We start from the raw sequence: 20,669 nt of genomic DNA, 5'->3' as shown, positions 1-20,669 counted from the left end.
TTATTTATATTTAATATTTAAAATGTTTAATTGGCTCACCATTTGCTTCCAAATCTTTTAAGCTTTCTATACCGAGCTGAATATGAATGTCTGTCCACTTTGCAGAAACGCTTTTGTCTCCCATTTCTGTTTTAACCCCTTCGGGAGTGATAGGAACATCAGAAACCACAAGTAATGCCCCACGAGCAATCTCATTATATAAACCTACCATTAAGATTGTTGCTGTCTCCATATCAACGGCAATACATTTCATTTTATGCATGTATTTTAAAAACGCCTGATCGTGCTCCCAAACCCTTCTATTTGTAGTATAAACAACTCCCGTCCGATAATCGTGCCCTGCTTCCACAATTTTTTGTGAAACAAATTTGTGCAGCTTAAATGAAGGCATTGCGGGAACTTCTGGAGGAAAATAATCATTAGAAGTCCCTTCTCCTCTAATGGCTGCAATTGGTAAAATAAAATGTCCAATTTCGGTTGAATGTTTCAAACCACCACACTTGCCCAAAAATAAAACTGCTTTAGGTACTTTTGCACTTAAAAGATCCATTATAGTTGCTGCATTAGCAGAACCCATTCCAAAATTTATCATTGTAACATTTGATTTTCTACAAGTTGCATTTGGCATCGCTCTATCTAGTCCAACAATTTTAGAATCCGTCATTTCCGCAAAGCGGTTAACGTAAGCCTGAAAATTGGTTAATAGAATATGATCAGCAAAATCTTCAATCTTTGAGCCCGTATAACGAGGCAACCAGTTTCTACAAATTTCCGCTTTTGTCTTCATACAGACTCCTTACTTCATATCTAACTAAAAACAATTATTCAGGTAAAAAATAACAATAGCCGACTGTTTAAAAATTATGCTTGAGCCCAATTCTGCGCTAAAATACAAAAATAATAAAATAAATCTTTAATAGCAAATCCTAATCCGATATATAAATTTCGGATTTTTAAAGCTCAATAAAAATCTATTAATCTAAGAATAGAGGAAATTTGTTGTTGAAGACCGCTCTTTTAAAAAAAAACTTACTAAATCACTCAGAAAATATCGATAATTTAATTTTTTTGTTAGAAAAACGCTTTAAAAACAAAAATCTATTCCATGCTCAAGTTTACTCATGTTTTGGCTTTGAATATCCTATTGAGGACAAATTTATTGCATCAAACAAGTCAGATAGCGTTTTCAAAAATTTTTACGACCCTCAATCAGAAAATTATATTTTGCTGAGGTTCTTTTGTAATTCAACTATTCTATTTCAAGGCAATAATTTTAAAGATTTTACATCTAATCTAAAAACTGACGAAAACACACCTATTTTCTTTATAACTCCATTTTCTGATTTAGAACAGGAAGAGTCTTCAATTATTATAAAACCAAATTTTGAAATCAAAATTAAAATTTATATAAATAGTATTATATTAACTATAAATAATTACAATGAAAATTTATTTTTTTTCGAGTCATTACAAAATGAAATTAATTTGATTTTTAAAAATAAATCGAAAAATAACATCAAATTAATAAAAAGAAAAAAAACAAATCTTCAAATAAATGAAAATATTAAAAGTACAATACAAAAAATAAAAAAACATATGTCTCAAGGAGACTGTTATTTAGCAAATATTACAACAACTCAAACACTTAATAAAAGCAAAAAATTTATTACAATGTCACAATTTTTTTACTGTTGGATTAATAATTTTTCTAGATTTGGAATATATTATAATAATAAAAAAATTGCGATAGCGAGTTTCTCCCCAGAAAGATTTTTATCCACTAATAATGGGTTTGTTATTTCTGAACCCATTAAAGGTACCATTAAAACAAAATACAATCTTCCTAATTTTAAAGATGCTTACCTTATTTGGAATAAACAAAAAGAAATATTAGAACATACAATGATTGTGGATCTTATGAGAAATGATTTGCATGAAATTTGTTTAGCAGAAAGTATCAAGGTATATAAACCTTTTTTTGCCAGAATATCCGGAAATTTAATTCAAATGCAAAGCTTTATAGTTGGAAAATTAAAAAATAAGATCACTCTATCTGATTGCCTCGAAAAAACCTTGCCTGCAGGCTCAATTACCGGCACCCCAAAAAGAAAAGTGTGTGAAATTATTCATACTCTTGAAAAAAACAAAAGAGGATACTACACAGGAGTTTGTGGTATTAAAGAATCCGATGGAAATTTTGACTCCACCCTATTAATTAGAAGTGTGTTTATGGGAAAACGAGGAGTCTATTTTGGAGTTGGGGCAGGAATTACTTCTCTATCAAACACTCAGTTTGAATTTAATGAGTTTAAAACAAAATTAAACTCTTTTTTGCCAATTTTAGAAAGTCTACTAAAATGATACTTTTTATTGATCATTTTGATTCCTTTTCCAATAATCTAATTGGTTGGTTTGAATCAAAAGGGTTGAGTTTTCAAAAAATTACTTGTGATAAACTATTATCTATTAATAATTTCGATGATATTAAAGCAGTAATATTTTCTCCAGGCCCAGGACATCCTTCACAATATATTGAATCTCTTAGTCTTTATAAAAGAATCCCTTATCATATTCCATTTTTAGGTGTATGCCTTGGTCATCAGCTTCTTCTCATGGCAGAAGGTGGTGTTATTTCACAAATCAATAAAAAACCGATGCATGGTCGACAAATACAAGTTAAACCATCAAATTTTTCAAAATATTTTAAAAATTCAGAACTTCATGGTAGATTTGTTTTATATAACTCTTTGGGTTGCAAAATAAGCAATCCTATTTTCTCTAAAAATATGGTAGCCCTTGCAAGTGAAAATAGTTTTGTTATTGCGACAGAGCATTGCTTATACCCTAGAATTGGAATTCAATTTCATCCAGAAAGCTTTGCAAGCCCTGCTGGTTCTAAAGTTTTAAACACTTTTTTAAGGCTTATTAAATGCTAGGTCGAATTTATGCTGTTATTTTTTCATTCTTTTTTATTTTTGCATTGTGGTATCAAAAAAATTATTTGGAACACTATTCAGAAGTAGTTTTGCTACAAAGTGAACAGGAAAATTCTGTACTACCCATTAATTTTGCTAAAAAATTTTATTCAAAAAAATTTGTAAACGGAAAGTTAAAATATTCTTTTTCGGGTGAAAAAATTATTTATTATAATAATAGTTCATTTGAAGCTGAAGGCAATCTTATTTACCAAGCCTACGATTCACAACAAAAAAATTTTACTGCCATTAATACCAATAAAGCTTATGGACAACTAAAAAGCTACATAAAAGATAATAATCAAAATTCTATGTCTTTTGGTACAAGTCAAGGTATTCAAATTGCAACTCTACCTGAAAAAGTTACTTTTAGCTTTAAAGAAAGCAAAGGGTTAACTTATAACGTAAAAATTGATGTCGATAATGAAATAGTTTCTTCTGAAAATGATTTTTATTATAAAGGAAATAATGGTATTATAAAAAGTAAAGGTTTTTATTATTCAACAAATAATGAAAACTTAAAACTTAAATCAAATGTAAGCGGAGTGTTTTTAGGTAATAAAACTAATAAAGTGTTAAAAAGGTAAATGGATGAAGTTATTATTAAAAAAAATAATTTTAATAAAAATTATTTTTATTTTTATAATTCAAAATTCTTATGCAGATTTTGAAAACTCTTTTTCAGATAATATTGATATAAAAAAGGAAACTAAATCTGAAAAATCAAATCAATCAGAATTATCAATTAGAAAACAGATTGAAACTGAAAATAATAAAAAAAAGCTGAACCCTAAAAAAAATGATGAAAGTGTCTTTGACGATTTTTCAAAACACAACACAAATGCTCCAATATATTTTCAAGGAAGAATGGCAGAATTCTCAAAAAAAAATGGAATATTAAATTTAATTGGGAATGTAACTTTAGTGCAAGACAATACAACACTTACAGCAGAAAAAGCTGAGCTCATTGGAAAACCTGACAGTAATTTTGCGACTGGAAGCACCTCAATTCAAAAAGCCATTGCTACTGGAAATGTGAAAGTTTTAAAAAAAGGTACTATAGCATCCCCTGATATAAATGCTTCTGCAAGCTTAATTGAATTTCTTATTCCTCAAAAAATTATGATTCTTAAAGGAAAAGCAAAATTTTTTAAAGCACAAGAAGTTATTAATGCTGAATATATTGAAATTAATTTAGATACAGGAAATATTCGGTTACAAGAAACTCATGGTGCAGTATCACCTAAAGATACAATGAATTTAAAAAAAAGTACTAATTTTAAAGAAAAATATAGCGACAAGGTTATAAAATGAATAATTATCAACTTAAAGTGTCAAATCTTGTAAGAAAATTTGGAGCAAGAACAGTTGTAGATGACGTTTCATTTTATATTAATAATGGAGAAATTGTTGGTTTATTAGGGCCAAATGGAGCAGGAAAAACAACCAGTTTTTATATGACAGTTGGTTTACTTAAACCAACTTCAGGTAAAGTTATTATTAATGAACAAGAAATTACTAATCTTCCTATACATAAAAGAGCAAAAATGGGTATTGGATATTTACCTCAAAACTCTAGTGTTTTTAGAAAGCTATCTGTTGAAGACAATTTATTAGCTATAATGGAAGTGACTGGCATAAAAAAACAAAATCGTTATAATCTTCTAGAAAAATTAATTGATCGATTTGGTATTGGACATATTAGAAAAAGTCTTGGTATTAGTTTATCTGGAGGAGAGAGAAGACGTCTTGAAATAGCGAGAACATTAATTATTAACCCTAGATTTTTGCTTTTAGATGAACCTTTTGCTGGTATCGATCCTGTTACGGTAAATGAAATTCAAGAGCTTGTTAAAAAACTCGTTAAAGAAGAGCAAATTGGTGTGTTAATTACTGATCATAATGTACGCGAAACTCTTTCTTTGTGCAGTCGCGCTTATATTCTTGCTGGTGGTAAAATTATTGCCGCAGGTCAACCGGATGAAGTCATTGCAGATGAGCGTGTTAAGCAAGTTTATTTAGGAGAAAATTTTTCATTTTAAAACTGGAGTAATTGCTTTGATTAATTTTTCTTTTTTCATATTTCCATTTTTTCTTTATACTGGTATTGCAGTCCAAGCGATATTTTTTTATTTAACCTGCATTTTAATTCCTTCTGTATATTTTATTAAAAATAACTTAAAAATTCCAAAATTTATGCTTCAAATATGCATTTATCTAATTGCATTACATCTTATTTTTCCAATTACAAATTTATTAAATCTTATTTTTCCAAATTCAACAGTAACTTCATTTATTTATAATACAAATAACTTATTTCCTTCAATTTTAAAAAGCGAATTTCCTTCATCATTTTTTATTGGTAGTTTTTTTATAATTATATTTTACTTTATAAGCCAATATAGAAAAAAAGATAAAAAAATCAACCCTACCAAAAAATACGAACCATTGAAGTACTTTATTTCAGGTCTATTTCCAGCATCAATAATTTTTTTATTATTGTTATTTTACGAATATAAAACAGGAATTTCTCTCAAAAGTGCTTCGCAAATTTTAGAATTTAAAAACCCATTTTTACTAAATGCGAACACAAGAGTTTTTGGGTTTTACGGCAGTCCATTAACTGTGTCTGGAGTTGGAGCCGCATACTTTGCTTTTTCATGGTGTTTATTTTGGCTATGTTTTTCTAATAAAATTAATTATAAAAATATTACTATTTTTAAAAATAGGTTGGTTTCATTAATAGCTTTATTTTCAATATCTACTTCTTCGCTACTTTTTATTGTAATTTCACAAGGAAGAACTGCATTTTTATCAGCAATTATTATTTTATTTTTAATTCCAATAATTCTTTACATCAGAAAAAAACCTTTAATTTCAATATTTAGTGTTATTACTATTTTAATTTTAGGTTATTTTATTGGAAAAAATTCTAGTTTCACAAATAGAATGTCTTCAGCTACAGAATCAATAATTACAAATAAAAGCCTTGAAAAAGGAAATAATAGAATTTACTTTTGGAAAGTTTATTCTCATATGATCACAGACAAACCTATTATTGGTCAAGGTGGATACTGGCTTGACCAAGGTTTACGTGAACAATATTATGATCATCTTGGATATGATGAATTGGAAGAAAAATTCACTGCTCATAATAACTATATCGAAGTTCTTGGTTGTGGCGGTATCATTGCAGCAATTTGGATTTTATTTTATTTAACAAAATTATTTAAAAATTTGAGAGCTATTATTGTAAGAAACATAAAAAATGCACCTTATCTTAATTTTAGTTTATTTTTTATGTTTTTTGCTAATATTTTACATGCACTTACACAAAATGTATTTTTTGATTCTTCTGTAATTTATATTTATATATCTATAATTTACATAATTATGTGGCAAGCAGCTTTTAAAGAAAAGCTACTAAACTAATTGCTTGCTAGATACACTTCTACCTTAGCAATTCCCATTCTACTTATACCTAGCTTTCTAGCAGCAGCTGCACTTAAATCAATAACTCTTCCTTTTACATACGGGCCTCTATCAGTAATTCTTACAAAAACAGATTGTCCAGTTATTGTATTTTTAACCATAACTGTAGAATTAAATGGTAAAGTTTTACTTGCAGCAGTTAATAGCTCAGGATTAAATTTCTCACCATTAGCAGTTGTTCTGCCAGCCCATTTATGATCATAAAATGAAGCGTAACCTTTTTCATAAAAAGTAAAATATTTAAATTCTTTTTCAATTTTATATTTTAATGAAGATTCTTTAGTTGTCGTACAGCTCATAAAAAAAATTGCCAAAATTAAACTATACAAAGTTTGAGCTATAATATTCATTTATTAACCTTTTCTAATAAAATAAAAAACTCCAAGAGCAAAATAAACGTTCCAAATTCAACAGACAAAATCTATCAAATTAATTTACAAATATAAAGATATCATATTAAAACAAATTATAATTTGTTTTATCAATATACATAGATACTTTTATAATTTTAAAAAACGCAGCAAAATTAATCAATGGCTTTTATTTATAATAACTTTAAACATCTGATTGAATAGCTCTAAATATAGTAAAAATATCCCAGAAATCAGCAGTTACATTTTCTTCAACTTTTTCCTTAATTGTTTTTAAAGTGTTTCCTGTTGTTAAAACATCATCTAATAACAAAATTCTTTTAGCATTTTGTTTATTCGTATTAAAACTTGAATCAGTAAAAATTTTAACGTATTTTTTATCATTATATTTATTTACGGTTAATATTCTTGTTTTTGAAGGCACATAAGCTTGTCTATAAAATGAAAAATTAAATACAGGACTCAATATTTGCGGCATATAGCTAAAATTATTTGATTTTAAAATAGTATTAATTATATTTTCCAAAAAAATTATGGGATGCCATTGAGAATTTAATATTCTTTCTTTTCTAAGAGGAGGAAGTACAATATAATTATACTCAAATTTTTCCATAATAATTTTTAGTTTTTCTAAAACCATTTTGTAAAAAAAATGATTAAATACGTATTGAGCGTTTAGATCGTTTTGATCTTTTGCTTGAACCAAAAGCTCTGGTAAACCGTGCGCGTAAATAAATACGTTAATAACGTTTGAAAACTGCTTCAAATTATCGCAGCCATAGCATTTATGGTTTGCACATCGACCACAATAAGTCCAAGACAGTTTTGTTAACTTATCAAAGCAGTAGTTACAAATTGAAGTATCAGATGAATTAATTTTATTATGACAAATATAGCATATTTTTTTAAACTTCATAAATTAAAACATTATTTGCTTGATCTTACTGAAATAGCCTTAGAAAAAGCCGATGGATCAGCATGATGATAAGGATGACTTGCAATAATACATCGTGCTCTATAAATTTGTTCCACAAGCACAGCCAAAGCCATTTCATGCGGAAGCGTCATACTTGACAAAGAAATACTACGAAATCTTCCTAATTTAACAATTTCTTGAGGCAGTCCATAAGCCCCTCCTACACAAAACACGATTGCTTTTTCTCCATGTAGCTCATAATAACTCAACTCCTTAGCAAAACCATCACTAGATAATTGCTTGCCATTTTCATCTAAAGCAATACAAAGCGGATTTTCTACAGACAATTTTTTTAATTCTTTACAATAAAACTGTGTGTGCTGCTCAGAGCTTAAAACATGAGATGGATAGATATGCTGTAAGGAAATATAGTGAGAAGATCTATTTACAAAATCTTGAATACAGTTAAATAAAACAGAATTTCGAGAAATCTTCCAAGGTGTTAAAATAATATAACGCATAATAAATCTTAAATTCTGATATCTTCACTGCAGTCAATTTCTCTTGCATTTAAATCATTAGATATCTTGTTCACTTCGTTTAAAAGCAATTGACACTTCTCTTCATCAATATCAATAAAACGTGCTTTACTCCATAACTGTTCTAGTTGATACAAATCACGTGTTGGTTCTTGAAAAATATGAACAAATAAAAAGCCGTAGTCAATTAATACCCACGAACTTGACTCTAACCCATCTACAGATATAGGAGATAGCCCTAAGCATTGCTTAAATGTTTGTCGAATATGCTCTGCGATAGCATAAACTTGGCGCTGATTAGAAGCACTGACAATTGCAAATAACTCGGTAAAAGCTCCCAGATTTTTTAAATCCATCATCACTGGCCGTACTGCTTTTTTATCCATTGCCACCGCAATAGAAAGCATTGCCAATTCTTCTTGAGACAGTTCTTTATCACCAATTTTTAAAAATGTATTACTCACTGAATATTTTCTCCATCTTGTTTTAATTCATTCAAGACCTCAACAAGCTTATCAAGCAAATCAGAAATTCCGACTCGAAAAGCAGAACTAATTTCAAAGAATTTTATTTTCTTTCGCTTTAAATATTGACGAAATTCGTTCAAGGCATCTTGATTACCAGAAATTTCAATATTTTCCTCTGAAGCAAGCGCATCAACCTTTGAAATAACTGTGAGTCTAGGCCTGCTAAGTAGCGCTTTGTCGTATAGCGAAAGTTCTTCCAAAATACCATTAAAATCGTTAATCATTGCCTCTGATGAATCTTGGCTACCATCAACAAGATGAATTAGAACACCTGTTCTTTCAATATGCCTTAAAAAATCATGCCCTAGACCTTTTCCTTGACTTGCTCCAGGAATTAGACCAGGAACATCGGCAACAACAAAAGGAGGCGCATCTTTATGACTGACAACTCCTAATGTTGGTACCAAAGTGGTAAAAGGATAATCTGCAACTTTAGGCCTAGCAGCAGAAATAACTGTAATCAAAGTACTTTTTCCTGCATTAGGACTTCCAATAATTCCTACATCGGCAATCATTTTTAATTCCAAACGAATTCTACGTCCTTCTCCTATACCTGGAGGTATTGTTTTTGTTGGAGCTTGATTTCTTGAAGTCGCAAAAAGTGTATTGCCAATTCCACCTTTTCCGCCTTTTGCAACCAAAATACGCTGCCCTTCTAGCAAAACTTCTCCAATAAATTCACTTGACTCACAATCAAAGGCTATGGTTCCGCAAGGAACCTTTAGTACGAGGTCTTCACCACATCGTCCTTGTCGATTGTTTGTCCCCCCTTTACCACCAGAATCTGATTCGTAAAAACGCTGATAACGAAAATCGAGAAGAGTTGATAATCCATTTGTTGCCTCTAGATAAATGTCTCCTCCATTTCCTCCATTTCCACCGTCTGGGCCTCCTGCTGGCACGTATTTTTCTCGCCTAAAGTGAGACATACCGAGGCCACCATCACCTGCTTTTATTTTAATTTCAGCTGTATCAATAAATTTCATATAAACTGCCACCGTCTAAAGTATAAAAAAGTTGTGATTTAAGAAAAAAGATCAGAAATCACCCTTGTTTATGTAAAAAAACTCTGTAATAACGTGAACTTACTTACATCAAAAAGGGTAAAAAATAAAAACCAAGATGCGCACACAAACTATATACGCACCTTGGCTTTTAGCAAAAAAATTAAAAGATAATTTTAAGAATTATACCTTTTATGCCTTTGCGTCTAATGGATAAACGCTTACACATTGACGATCACGAGTGATGTGTTCAAACTTTACTTCACCATCAATTTTAGCAAATAATGTAAAGTCTTTTCCCATACCTACGTTGGATCCAGGATGAATTTTAGTGCCCACCTGGCGTACAATAATATTTCCAGCTCTAACAGACTCTCCGCCATAAGCTTTTACGCCACGATATTTTGGATTGCTATCACGTCCGTTTTTGGTCGAACCACCGGCTTTTTTACTTGCCATTGCTACAAATCCCTTAGTTTAAGCCCTTCAAAAAATTTGAAGAGATATAAGTTATAAAAAAATTACCAAATAGGCGATCAACACTCAAGAAAGAAATTACTAACCTTCAATGCTTGTAATCGACAAAGTTGTAAAATCTTGGCGATGACCATGCATTTTCTTTGATTTATTTTTACGTAAGTATTTAAAAACCAAGACCTTATCTTCACGACCATGGCTAACAACCTGAGCAGTCACTTTTGCTCCATTTACTTGAGGTTCGCCAATATGTAAGTGACCATTTTTTTGTAATACTAAAACCTCAGAAAAAGGCAGAGAATCACCAACTTCAGCATGAATGAAATTTGCCTTAATTTGTTCGCCTTCAGTAACTTTATACTGACGACCAAAAATCTTAACTACTGCATAGTTTTTATTACTCACAACTATCTTCCTTATACGCTTTTTATGTCACATTTTTACAGCGACATATAGTTTGTAGGTAAGCGCTACCACGCCATAAACACGGCTCAACACGAGTCGGAAGCTAGCTCATAGTGCAATTTTTTAATAAGGTCAAGTTATTTATTTTTTTAAGATTGGAGCTTGCATTTTTTTAAAGTGTCAGGTAGGCAATGGAATCTAAGTGGAGAGGTGTCCGAGTGGCTGAAGGAGCACGATTGGAAATCGTGTTTGCGCTAAAACCGTAACGAGGGTTCGAATCCCTCTCTCTCCGCCACATTTTGCTTAGCAAACTGTAAGCAACCATGAGAGGTGGTTGTATGCCCTTAGTGCTTTTTTAATGAACCCGCCAGAGTCGGAAGGCAGCAACGGTGTTTAATAAGGTAGGTAAGACCAGCATGCACCCACCCCTCATGGTTGTTTTCGTTTTTCCAAATATCTACTTTCTTGATTTTTAAAATTTGAAAACACATACTAAGGCAAGTGGGAAGTGACACCCTTTCTATAATAGTAAGAAAAATATTAAAAAACTCAATTATAACAATTGTCACATTGTTTCTAATTCTTTGGTACTTAAGTATGTTGAATAAAAATAGTTCACAAAATTATGTTGTTTTAGCAAGAAGAACGCGTCCACAAAGTTTTTCACACCTAGTTGGTCAAGACATTGTGGCAAGTGCTATTGAAAAAATGCTCTCAAATCAAAAAATTCCACATGCATTTTTATTTACAGGCACACGCGGGACAGGCAAAACCTCAAGTGCCCGAATTCTTGCTAAATCACTGTGTTGTGAAAAAGGCCCTACTATTTCTCCCTGCCAATCGTGTGTTCACTGCCAGCAAATCACATCATGTATTCATGATGATGTTCTTGAAATAGATGGCGCATCGCATACAGGTATTGACAACATAAGAGAGCTGCGAGAAGCAACTCGATTTTTTCCTAACTCAGCGCGTTATAAAATTTTTATTATTGATGAAGTTCATATGCTAAGCACAGGTGCTTTTAATGCACTATTAAAAACACTTGAAGAACCTCCTCCGCAGGTTATTTTTATTTTAGCCACAACAGAACTCCATAAAGTTCCAATCACAGTACGTTCTCGTTGTATGATCTTTACGTTCAAAAAAATTGAACAGCAAATTATGGAAAAACACTTAAAAAATATTTTAACTCTAGAAAAAATAGGCTTCGAGGATGATGCAATTACTTTAATTGCTCGTGAGGCAAAAGGTTCAATTCGTGATGCTCTTAGTCTATTAGAGCAGGTTATTGCTATATGCAATCACTCTTTTATTTCTTCAGATTTAACAAAAAATGCGCTGTGCGTACAAGGAGAAGAAATTGCAGAAAATATTTTTTCTGCAATTTGTACTAAAAACCTAGGAGATGCTCTTGAACTTTTGCGCAATGCAGACTTAGCAAGTTTAGACATGGCAATACTAATGGATAATATTTCTCAATACTTTAGAAATGCTATGCTTATTAAAACGCTAAACAACAAAGAACGCGCAATTGTACTCACGTCATTATTGCCGCAAGAATACTCCCTTATCCAAGAAAAAATTCAAAATATTTCTGTCGCTGCAATTAGCGAAATATTTAAACTCACTGCCAATTCTATAAAAGACATCGCACGCTCGAATGCGGGTCTTGCATGGTCAGAAATTATTATAACAGAATGTATTTCCAGAGCAGAATGGCTTTCTACATCTGAACTGATGTCTTTACTTTCTCATTCACCCAAGACAATTGTTGAACAAAAAACTCATTTAACAACAAAACATGTTCAAGAAAATTTTGTAGATTTAAATATTTTTAAAAAGTTTGTTGCGCTTGCAGAGCAAAAAAGTAAAACACTCGCCACAAGATTAAACCATGTCAAAGTTGATTTGTTTAATAAAAATATTATCCAATTCTCTGACACCTTAGAAAATAAAAGCCACTTATCTTTTAATGAAAACGACCTAGACCTATTTTGGCAGTGTATTTACGAATTACAATTACAAAATGCGACTTTTAAAGGTCTTTATACTCCACAGCAACCAACAAAGCAAAACCCATCGAAAAACCTAAATACAAAAAATAAAAACGAGCAAACATCTCATGAAGCTGTAACAAAACTCAGAAACACTTCAAACATTATGCAGAGCTTTCAAAAATATAACTCAGAAAAAATTTCTATAAAAAGTACAGAATTACTTAATAATACATCGAATAAAGCAATATCACTTTCAGAAATCAATCACCAAGAAAAAAACCAGGGTTTTTTGCAAAAAGAGAGAGCTTTGTATGAAAAAGACCATATACAACAACTCAAAAACTATGCCACAGAAATGCAAATTATTCCTGTAGACTAAATAATAAGAATGTGAAACAAGCTTAGCTTGGGGGAAAGCATAAATATGGCTCTAGATCTTGCACTAAGAAAAAAGATTTGATTACATTTTTTCTCAGTGTGTAGCTCAATGTTACTACTCTGACACTTTTTAAATAAAAGTATATAATTGACACAAAGTTTTGATCTAATTTTGGAGGTTCTGATGGTTCTGTTCAACAATATAAATAACGAACAATTACACAAACACAGTATTTTACAGTCTTTTATTGAAGTTATGCCTGCAGATGACGAGGAAGACGAAGAAGATTTTGACGACGATGACTATGATGATGACGAAGAAGACTATGACGACGACGATGATGACTTTGAAGATGACGATGACGACGATGATGATTACGATGACTACGAAGACGATGATTACGACGATGATGATTACGATGACGACGATGATGATTATGATGATGATGACGACGATGATTATGATGATGATGACGACGACGATGATGATGATGACTTTGAAGATGACGATGATGAATAAAGATAGTTTATAGCATTATTTTAAAGAATTATTTTGCTGAAACTTTCATAATCTCTTCCTGTATATCTTCGCAAAGATTTTTCATCATTTTGCGACTAAAATCAAATTTTAACCCAGTTGCCTCAAATAGATCTGGCAAAGATTTTTGAGCACCTAAGCTCAGTCCTGCTATGTAATTATTCACTGTCTCAGCAAAATTAACTTTACTTTTTTTCCAAAGCTGAATAGCACCTGACTGTGCAATACCATAATCAATATAATAAAAAGGGGATGTAAAGATATGAGGACGACTGACCCATCCCAATTCTTCTAAATCCTCAAACCCACACCAATTCACATGAGGCCGATATTTTCTAGAAATGTCTAACCAAATTTTATTTCGCTGCTCAGCAGAAGGAAGATCTTTACAAGTATAAATGACGTGCTGCCACTCATCTATCATCGCCATAAAAGGCCAAAAATGAAGCATATTAAAAAAGTGAAATGCAAGAGCTTTTGTAGAATCTTCTTTGTTAACCCATAAATCAGAAAAAAAACGACTTGCTAATAATTCAAACCCAATGCTTGCCACTTCACAAAATTCAAACCCAGGATGACGCAATAAAACGTTTTGTATATTTGATACCGCATAACCATGAATAGCATGGCCAAATTCATGCAAAAAAGTCAGAGCATCTTTAAATGTTCCACTAAAATTTCCAAATACAAATGGATAACCACTTTCTTGAAACGTGACACAAAATGCACCAGGAGCTTTACCCTTCCTTGGAAAAATATCTATTAAATTTTTTTTCCGCATTTCATGAAATAATTTACCAAAAGCAGGATGAATTTTAGAAGTGATATTTTGAACAGATGCAACCAACTCATTCAAATTACCGTTTGCGGGAGACTTTTTAGGCATTAAATCAGGCCAAATAGAGATATCCCAAGGAGATATAGAGTCTTCATTCAAAGATTCTTGCTGTAATTTAGACAAATTTTTTATAACAGGAATCACTTCTTGCAATATTGACTGCCTAAATTGAGAACACTCGGCAACTCCATAATCAATTCGACCTAGCTCAGAAAAAGCAATGTCAACATAGCTTTTAGCATTTACAACCTCTGCTTGTTTGCGACGATTTATCAACAAAGATTCAAAAATTGACTGATACTTTTCTTCATTTGCTTTTACAAAATTCCAATATGCAAAAAAAGCTGATTTTCTTGTATTTAAATCTGGATCATTCATTTTGCCGATAACAGATGAAACAAGGACACTTCTCCCTTCAAAATGTGTTTTTGCAGTATGTGCAAATTTTTTATAATCTCTGATTAATTGATTTTCTTCTATTTGAAGTAAAGTTATTTCTTTATTTGTATAAATTTTTCTAATACTCAAATCTTTTAAAATTCTATCGTTATCATAAAAGTGCATTGAGTTTCTCCAAGGAGAACTCATATAAATATCCATTAACGCACTTCTTACCGACAATAATTCAGATAAAATATTTTCTTCAAACTCTTTTAATTGCAACTCCGCCTTATGATCCTGAACATTAAAGCTCAAATTAAGCTCAAGCTGCGAATGAACCTCTGAAATGGCACAGGAGGCTTCATGAAACAAACCAAACCACGTCGCTGCTGATTTAAAATCAACTGGGACTTCATTTAGTAACTGTTTTAAAAGCTCTTTGACATCAGATTTTTTAAGAGGATTAAATTGAGGTTTTAAAAAAATTCGCTTTTTAGTCTCAATACAGGGGTAAGATTGTGGCATTTGCGTGTCATCCAAGATAGTCAAAAAAATGGACTCCGAGAAAATTATACTCTTTTTTCGTAGCAATTAAACATTTTATAGCTCTTTCCGATAATTACATGGAGGAAAGGGTAAAAAATGCAACCGCGCTTAACACCATACACAAAAAAATTAAAGCGAGAAAGACTCGTCTTTTACAGCTTTATTTGCATTTTGTTAACAGCGTGCACAAGTCCCCCTGCTGTCAGAGGTCCAGCACCTACAGCAATAAACCTACCATTTCTAAGACTTGAACAGGCAGGAGAGTGTTACTTCATAGATGATTTTATGCCAACTCCAGATAGCTTAGTTAATGGTAAAACTTCTAATTTATATTTGCGTTACTACACTTATTGGAATGCGAATTACAAATACTGGGCTGACACAGGAATTATGCTTGCTTTTTATAGCAAGGATTTAAGGTGTTGGTCTTTATTCGAAGAGTATTCAATACCAAGAATTCAAAATTAGAAAGTATTTATATAGTCACTTTCCAATTAAGTAACAATAACTTAGGATAAAAAATGGCTAAATTATTTATTGCCGAATCATCAAAAAAATCGATTGAAAATCTTAGCCGTTTTTTAACAAATGATGGACATGAAGCTTATTTTTTTGATAACTCTAAGCCAATTCAAGAAGTATTGAACGAATCAAAATTTGATTTAGCAATTATCGATCAAAATTTTAAGGAATTATCTGGCTTTGATTTGGTTAGCCATTTTATAAAAAATCAAAAAAATGCAAACACTCATATTGTTGTTACAACCTCATCGCCCAATAAAGATGACTTAAATAAATTTAGCGCATTAGGGATAAACCATTTATTTATAAAACCCTATAGGTATAAGTTGCTTTCAGATAAAATTAAGTACGCTATCAACCCAAATAAAAATGATCATGGCGCTTTTGAGCCAGAAATCTTAAAAATATTTTTAGAATCGACAATCCACATTTTTGATTCTATGGGCAGAATCTCTATTGTAGCAGGAAGACCCTTTCTCAAATCAGGAAACCAAAGTTTAAGCGAGGTTAGTGCAGTAATTGGCTTATCTAGTCCTCAAATTAAAGGATCAATGTCTATAAATGTCACAAAAAAAATACTCATAGCGTGTATTTATCGAATGCTTGGACCAGATGCCAAAGCAGACGATACAGCCATTGCCGATATCTGCGGCGAGCTATGCAACCAAATTATGGGACGAGCAAAACAACAGTTTTTAAAGAAAAAAAGCATGTCATTTGAAATTACAGTGCCAACAATTTTAGCTGACCCAATGCACATACTCGATTACAAGAGCAATTCTCCCGTTCTAGTAATACCTTTTTTATTTGAGAAAATTGCTGGAATATATGTAGAATTTTGTTTAGAGATAAATGATAGCTATGAGCCTGTAGCTCCAGAGAAACTACAAGTTGTTGTAGAAGAAGGCGAACTTATTCTTTTTTAATTTTTATTTTTTAGCTGGAATTTCATGGAATCAATGTTTAAAAATCGATTAAATAAAAACTTTCAAAATCTTATTAAATGGGCAAAAAGAGAAAATATTACTGCTTTTAGAATTTACGAAAAAGATATTCCACAGTATCCTTTTACTTTGGATTATTATGACGGTAGCTTTGTAATTTATTTTTTTGAACCAAGTAAATATCCAGAATCTTTAGAAAAATCTGACAATTTAAAACTAAATGAAGTCGTCGAAACGATTAAAGAACTATTTCAAACTTCAGAAAACGATATCTTTATCAAAAGAAGAAAAAAACAAAAAGGAATAGCACAGTACGAAAAGATATCTGAAAATAACGCCACAAAAATAATTTTTGAAGGTGATTTAAAGTTTATTGTAAACTTATCAGATTATCTCGATTGTGGGTTATTTTTAGATCACAGAAAAACACGCCAATTTATAAAAAACAAAATAAATAATAAAAGCTTATTAAATTTATTTTCTTATACAGGTTCCATTAGTGTTGCTGCTGCGATGGGAAATGCTAAACTTATTACAACTGTAGATATGAGCAATACCTATTTAAACTGGGCAAAAGAAAATTTTAAAGTTAATAATATTCCAACTCAATCCCATGAATTTATTCGAGCAGATATTATGCAGATATTACCAGAATTAGCGAAAAATTCACAAAAATATGATTTTATATTTCTCGATCCACCTTCTTTTTCTAATTCTAAAAAGATGAATACTGTATTTGATATTCAAAAAGATTACATTTTTTTAATTAATAATTGTGAAAGGTTATTAACCGATAATGGATGTATATTTTTTTCAAATAATTTAAAAACATTTAAGTTTGATAAAGAAATTTTTTCAAATAATTTTTATATTGAAGATTATACAAAAAAAACCATTCCTTTAGATTTTAGAAATCAAAAAATTCATCATGCCTGGTTACTAAAAAAAAGACCTTAATTGCATAAGAAATTAGTTACTTATACAGTTTAAAATAGGCTCTTGACCGCCCGGATAAATTTCTCGCACTCTTTCAACATCTTTTGCCGATAAGCAGCGTGCTGTAGTAGGAAAGAATTGACTATTAGGCCCTACCGCAATAAATGGATACATAACGCTATTTCTTTCAAAAAAAGCATGGCCTAAGCCTAAAATATGACCTAATTCATGCAAAGCAATACTTTCCATATCTGCAATAAATTGTAACTCTCTATTTATCTCTTTTGTTGAATCCCCAAAAATATAAGTGTCTCTGTTAAATCTCAAATTCACAGAATCAATTCTATCAACAGATTTATAATTATAAACAGTAGTTGCGATTGTACTGCTTCCTTTACCGGTGTTATTTACCCATCCTCCTTGTCCATCTGATATTTTATCAAAATAAATACCTTTATAAAATACTTGAAATGGAGCATATAATCCTGGAAATGAATTGCCTGTATATGGATTCAATCCTGTTCTTATCATTAAAATCTTCTTACCTATAGCATTATTCCATGTTTCCGCCGCATTTTGAATTTGTATTACAATTTCATTATTTTCTTCTTTAATTTCATTACTTAAATCTAAAATAATTGGGTAATCATAATCTAAACCCCAGCCATTTTTAAAAATAACAACTTGATTTAAATCAGCAGAAATATCATCATATTCTACAAATTTATTGCTATAATTACAGGAAATAATAATTAATGATAATAATATTAATGTAATTAATTTTATTAAAACATTAACTGATAAAATCACATTTGGCTCCATAGACATGCAATACTTGCCTATCGACACCATTTTTTAAAAATAAATTTTTTTATTTTAATAAATTTTATGAAAAAATAAAATTACAATTAATTACTAATAAAATCAAAACGAATTAACAACAACTCCGGGGGTATCTGTAAATGAAAAGTAAATATTCACTTTCTCTATTTTAAAGTTATTTTTACCGAAATCAATATTGAATTCGGTTGGTCTAAGCCTGCTAAACCTTACTAACTCCCCTCCTAAACAACTGGAAGGTATATTTTGAGAATTCACAATTAAGTTATCAGGTATTTTAATTATTTTTTTATTTCCGGCTTCATCTAAACCAATAATTACAGCGCAAACAGCACCTAATATTGAATTTTTTTCATGATTTGAGTTAGAAAAAGAAAAGCTTATTTTAGTTGAATTTGTATCTTGAACTACCTTGTGATTTTCAATTTTTATTCCACTATTTTCAATATATTTAATGTCTTTTGAATTTTTTTCGGAGATACTTATTTGAGTTTGAGGTTTACTAATTGTTTCTTCCATCATGCTTTCAGAATTTCTTTTTTTATCTTCTTTATAAAATCCTTTAGTAAAATAACTTTTTAAGATATTTTTCTTGAATTCAACTATATAATTTTCAAGCTCAATATTTTTATTTATTACTTTAACACTTATAACAATAGAAACAATTGCACTTAACAATAAAGTAAAAACAAAAATAATAAAAATTTTTACGTAAATATATTTAAATTTAAAATGGTAAGTTTTTTCAGAATCAATAAAAAATATTAGATTAAATTTTTTTAGTATTTTTTTTGCACTATTTTGTGTTGTATTCATAATCATTTTGCCTTACAGAAGAGCTTACTAAATTTGAATTATTTTTAAATTCAATCCATTTTTCTGAAATAATTTTGTATTGATTATTTTCTTTGTTTAAGTACAAAAATTTCCTACCAAAATCTTGTTTTTCAGGAGAACTATAATTTTGTAAAAATGAAATAAAAATTTGATCTTTGTAGGCTAAAATTTTTGGATTTAATATTTCTATATTAATTTTTCCTTTTCTTGAAAAACTTAAATTTTCTTTAGTTTTCATCCATTTTTTAATGTTTTTATTATCAGACCTAAATGTATTTGAATAAAAATTTAAATATGTTTGAAAATCAGATAATTCCCAGGAAATTTTCCAAATATTTAACATTGTAAGAATCATATTTCTTTTATCTGCTAATTCTTTTGAAGAGTCTAGTAATGTCAATTGATCTGTGATAACAACAGGGGTTTCAAAAGCTAAAATATATTTTTCTAAATCTAGCCAATCTTGATTTTTTAATGCAACACAACCGTCTGTATCAAAAGCTCTCCCAATTCTATTGTCATCATCAACCCCATGAATCCAAATTCCGTATCCAGTTTTGCTTAATCTTTGATCAAAAACATTAGGATAATCTAAAATTAAAGCTCCAGGTCCATACTTTGGTGGCAATTTATCCCCAGAAATCTTGCCAGTTATAAAATATATTCCCTCAGGCGTTTTCTTGTCACCAATCAGCGTCTTATCCCCCTGATTTTTTCCTGTTGCAGCTTTATAAGTTTTTACTAAATCATATGAACCAAATTCATTAGACTTATAGACACTTAAAGTATGCTTTAGCTTTTCAACGACCAACGCATATGAGTTTTGTTTTGTACCTAAACTAATAAAACTTGAGGGAATTGTGTTTTCCGAATTTTGACTTGCCTCAACGAGGTTAAATTGAGACAAAGGTAATGAATCGATTATTTGGGTTTTGGAATTTGTCGCTTCAGCATATCTAGCTTGCATTAAGTAGAGAAAGATATAAATAAGGCAATACAAGATCAAGACGTTCAATATTTTTTTATTGAACCACCATTTGAAAGCAATCATTTTAGCTCCGTATCTAGTATCAACTTAAAATGCGTTTAAGTTAAAATGAGTTTAATGGGAAAAAATCAGCAATTCTAGATCGTCAAAGTCTCGGCGTTGGGTCAATTTTTCCTAAAAAGCAGTTACATATATAATTATTTATAGGATAATTT

At 30.4% G+C, this 20,669-nt stretch carries 23 protein-coding genes and 1 tRNA gene; 12 read left to right on the top strand and 12 right to left on the bottom strand.

Annotated features, from left to right (window positions below; translation table 11 throughout):
• Window positions 1-10: 10 nt before the first annotated feature.
• Window positions 11-787 carry an AMP nucleosidase gene (locus tag Spiro2_RS01915; protein WP_338636672.1) on the bottom strand — a complete coding sequence of 259 codons (777 nt, stop codon included), beginning with the start codon at window positions 785-787 and terminating at the stop codon, window positions 11-13.
• A 215-nt stretch (window positions 788-1,002) separates the two neighbouring features.
• Here Spiro2_RS01915 and Spiro2_RS01910 point away from each other — a divergent pair, with 215 nt between their 5' ends.
• The 6 genes from Spiro2_RS01910 to Spiro2_RS01885 are packed head-to-tail and all read left to right on the top strand — an operon-like array spanning window position 1,003 to window position 6,407.
• A complete protein-coding gene (locus Spiro2_RS01910; RefSeq protein WP_338636671.1) occupies window positions 1,003-2,361 on the top strand; it encodes a chorismate-binding protein in 1,359 nt (452 codons plus the stop codon).
• A complete protein-coding gene (locus Spiro2_RS01905; protein WP_338636669.1) occupies window positions 2,358-2,936 on the top strand; it encodes an aminodeoxychorismate/anthranilate synthase component II in 579 nt (192 codons plus the stop codon). Before Spiro2_RS01910 ends, Spiro2_RS01905 begins: the two co-directional genes overlap by 4 nt.
• Window positions 2,930-3,562: a hypothetical protein gene (locus Spiro2_RS01900; RefSeq protein ID WP_338636667.1), complete on the top strand. Its 633-nt coding sequence runs from the start codon at window positions 2,930-2,932 to the stop codon at window positions 3,560-3,562. Before Spiro2_RS01905 ends, Spiro2_RS01900 begins: the two co-directional genes overlap by 7 nt.
• A 4-nt stretch (window positions 3,563-3,566) precedes the next feature.
• The gene (locus Spiro2_RS01895; protein ID WP_338636665.1) at window positions 3,567-4,289 is read left to right on the top strand and encodes an LptA/OstA family protein; all 723 of its coding nucleotides are present in this window, start codon (window positions 3,567-3,569) and stop codon (window positions 4,287-4,289) included.
• On the top strand, window positions 4,286-5,017 hold the full coding sequence (lptB, locus tag Spiro2_RS01890) for an LPS export ABC transporter ATP-binding protein (RefSeq protein WP_338636663.1): 732 nt from the start codon (window positions 4,286-4,288) through the stop codon (window positions 5,015-5,017). Before Spiro2_RS01895 ends, lptB begins: the two co-directional genes overlap by 4 nt.
• Window positions 5,018-5,033: 16 nt before the next feature.
• Window positions 5,034-6,407 (top strand): O-antigen ligase family protein, encoded by a 1,374-nt coding sequence (locus tag Spiro2_RS01885; protein WP_338636662.1) that lies wholly within the window; start codon window positions 5,034-5,036, stop codon window positions 6,405-6,407.
• Here the strand turns inward: Spiro2_RS01885 and Spiro2_RS01880 are convergent.
• From Spiro2_RS01880 to rplU, 7 genes are all read right to left on the bottom strand, one after another.
• Window positions 6,404-6,817, bottom strand: coding sequence for a septal ring lytic transglycosylase RlpA family protein (locus Spiro2_RS01880; protein ID WP_338636660.1), 414 nt, complete (start codon window positions 6,815-6,817; stop codon window positions 6,404-6,406). The two genes, Spiro2_RS01885 and Spiro2_RS01880, sit on opposite strands and share 4 nt — an antisense overlap.
• 205 nt (window positions 6,818-7,022) lie before the next feature.
• Window positions 7,023-7,754, bottom strand: a complete 732-nt coding sequence (locus Spiro2_RS01875; RefSeq protein ID WP_338636658.1) for a hypothetical protein — start codon at window positions 7,752-7,754, stop codon at window positions 7,023-7,025.
• Window positions 7,755-7,765: 11 nt separating this feature from the next.
• On the bottom strand, window positions 7,766-8,275 hold the full coding sequence (locus Spiro2_RS01870; RefSeq protein WP_338636656.1) for a 23S rRNA (pseudouridine(1915)-N(3))-methyltransferase RlmH: 510 nt from the start codon (window positions 8,273-8,275) through the stop codon (window positions 7,766-7,768).
• 8 nt (window positions 8,276-8,283) lie between these two features.
• On the bottom strand, window positions 8,284-8,757 hold the full coding sequence (rsfS, locus tag Spiro2_RS01865; protein WP_338636654.1) for a ribosome silencing factor: 474 nt from the start codon (window positions 8,755-8,757) through the stop codon (window positions 8,284-8,286).
• Window positions 8,754-9,806 (bottom strand): GTPase ObgE, encoded by a 1,053-nt coding sequence (obgE, locus tag Spiro2_RS01860; RefSeq protein WP_338636653.1) that lies wholly within the window; start codon window positions 9,804-9,806, stop codon window positions 8,754-8,756. The genes rsfS and obgE overlap by 4 nt, the downstream gene beginning before the upstream one ends.
• Before the next feature lie 210 nt (window positions 9,807-10,016).
• Window positions 10,017-10,283, bottom strand: a complete 267-nt coding sequence (gene rpmA, locus Spiro2_RS01855; RefSeq protein ID WP_338636652.1) for a 50S ribosomal protein L27 — start codon at window positions 10,281-10,283, stop codon at window positions 10,017-10,019.
• 99 nt (window positions 10,284-10,382) lie between these two features.
• Entirely contained in the window at window positions 10,383-10,706 is a 324-nt protein-coding gene (gene rplU / locus Spiro2_RS01850; protein WP_338636651.1) for a 50S ribosomal protein L21, read from the bottom strand.
• A gap of 204 nt (window positions 10,707-10,910) precedes the next feature.
• Between rplU and Spiro2_RS01845 the strand changes: the two genes are divergently transcribed.
• From Spiro2_RS01845 to Spiro2_RS01835, 3 genes are all read left to right on the top strand, one after another.
• Window positions 10,911-11,001: transfer RNA gene (locus Spiro2_RS01845), tRNA-Ser, on the top strand.
• A 302-nt stretch (window positions 11,002-11,303) separates the two neighbouring features.
• Window positions 11,304-13,085: a DNA polymerase III subunit gamma/tau gene (gene dnaX, locus Spiro2_RS01840; protein ID WP_338636649.1), complete on the top strand. Its 1,782-nt coding sequence runs from the start codon at window positions 11,304-11,306 to the stop codon at window positions 13,083-13,085.
• Window positions 13,086-13,268: 183 nt separating this feature from the next.
• Complete coding sequence (locus Spiro2_RS01835; RefSeq protein ID WP_338636648.1) at window positions 13,269-13,604, top strand: hypothetical protein; 336 nt, start codon at window positions 13,269-13,271, stop codon at window positions 13,602-13,604.
• Window positions 13,605-13,632: 28 nt separating this feature from the next.
• Here Spiro2_RS01835 and Spiro2_RS01830 read toward each other — a convergent pair whose 3' ends face one another.
• Entirely contained in the window at window positions 13,633-15,366 is a 1,734-nt protein-coding gene (locus Spiro2_RS01830) for a M3 family metallopeptidase (RefSeq protein ID WP_338636647.1), read from the bottom strand.
• A 117-nt stretch (window positions 15,367-15,483) separates the two neighbouring features.
• On the opposite strand from Spiro2_RS01830, the gene Spiro2_RS01825 reads away from it, so the two are divergent.
• The 3 genes from Spiro2_RS01825 to Spiro2_RS01815 are packed head-to-tail and all read left to right on the top strand — an operon-like array spanning window position 15,484 to window position 17,810.
• The gene (locus Spiro2_RS01825) at window positions 15,484-15,855 is read left to right on the top strand and encodes a hypothetical protein (protein ID WP_338636646.1); all 372 of its coding nucleotides are present in this window, start codon (window positions 15,484-15,486) and stop codon (window positions 15,853-15,855) included.
• Window positions 15,856-15,908: 53 nt separating this feature from the next.
• Complete coding sequence (locus Spiro2_RS01820; protein ID WP_338636645.1) at window positions 15,909-16,835, top strand: chemotaxis protein CheX; 927 nt, start codon at window positions 15,909-15,911, stop codon at window positions 16,833-16,835.
• 24 nt (window positions 16,836-16,859) lie between these two features.
• Window positions 16,860-17,810, top strand: a complete 951-nt coding sequence (locus Spiro2_RS01815) for a class I SAM-dependent methyltransferase (protein WP_338636644.1) — start codon at window positions 16,860-16,862, stop codon at window positions 17,808-17,810.
• Window positions 17,811-17,822: 12 nt separating this feature from the next.
• On the opposite strand, the gene Spiro2_RS01810 is transcribed toward Spiro2_RS01815, so the two are convergent.
• From Spiro2_RS01810 to Spiro2_RS01800, 3 genes are all read right to left on the bottom strand, one after another.
• Entirely contained in the window at window positions 17,823-18,599 is a 777-nt protein-coding gene (locus tag Spiro2_RS01810) for a matrixin family metalloprotease (RefSeq protein ID WP_338636642.1), read from the bottom strand.
• A gap of 114 nt (window positions 18,600-18,713) precedes the next feature.
• Window positions 18,714-19,445, bottom strand: coding sequence for a hypothetical protein (locus Spiro2_RS01805; protein ID WP_338636641.1), 732 nt, complete (start codon window positions 19,443-19,445; stop codon window positions 18,714-18,716).
• Window positions 19,426-20,517: a L,D-transpeptidase family protein gene (locus Spiro2_RS01800; RefSeq protein WP_338636639.1), complete on the bottom strand. Its 1,092-nt coding sequence runs from the start codon at window positions 20,515-20,517 to the stop codon at window positions 19,426-19,428. Before Spiro2_RS01800 ends, Spiro2_RS01805 begins: the two co-directional genes overlap by 20 nt.
• Window positions 20,518-20,669: the final 152 nt, after the last annotated feature.

The organism is Spirobacillus cienkowskii (genome assembly GCF_037081835.1).
Classification (GTDB): Bacteria; Bdellovibrionota_B; Oligoflexia; order Silvanigrellales; family Silvanigrellaceae; genus Silvanigrella; species Silvanigrella cienkowskii.
The sequence above is the reverse complement of the archived record's forward strand: the minus strand, read 5'-3'. Positions and strand labels throughout refer to the sequence as shown.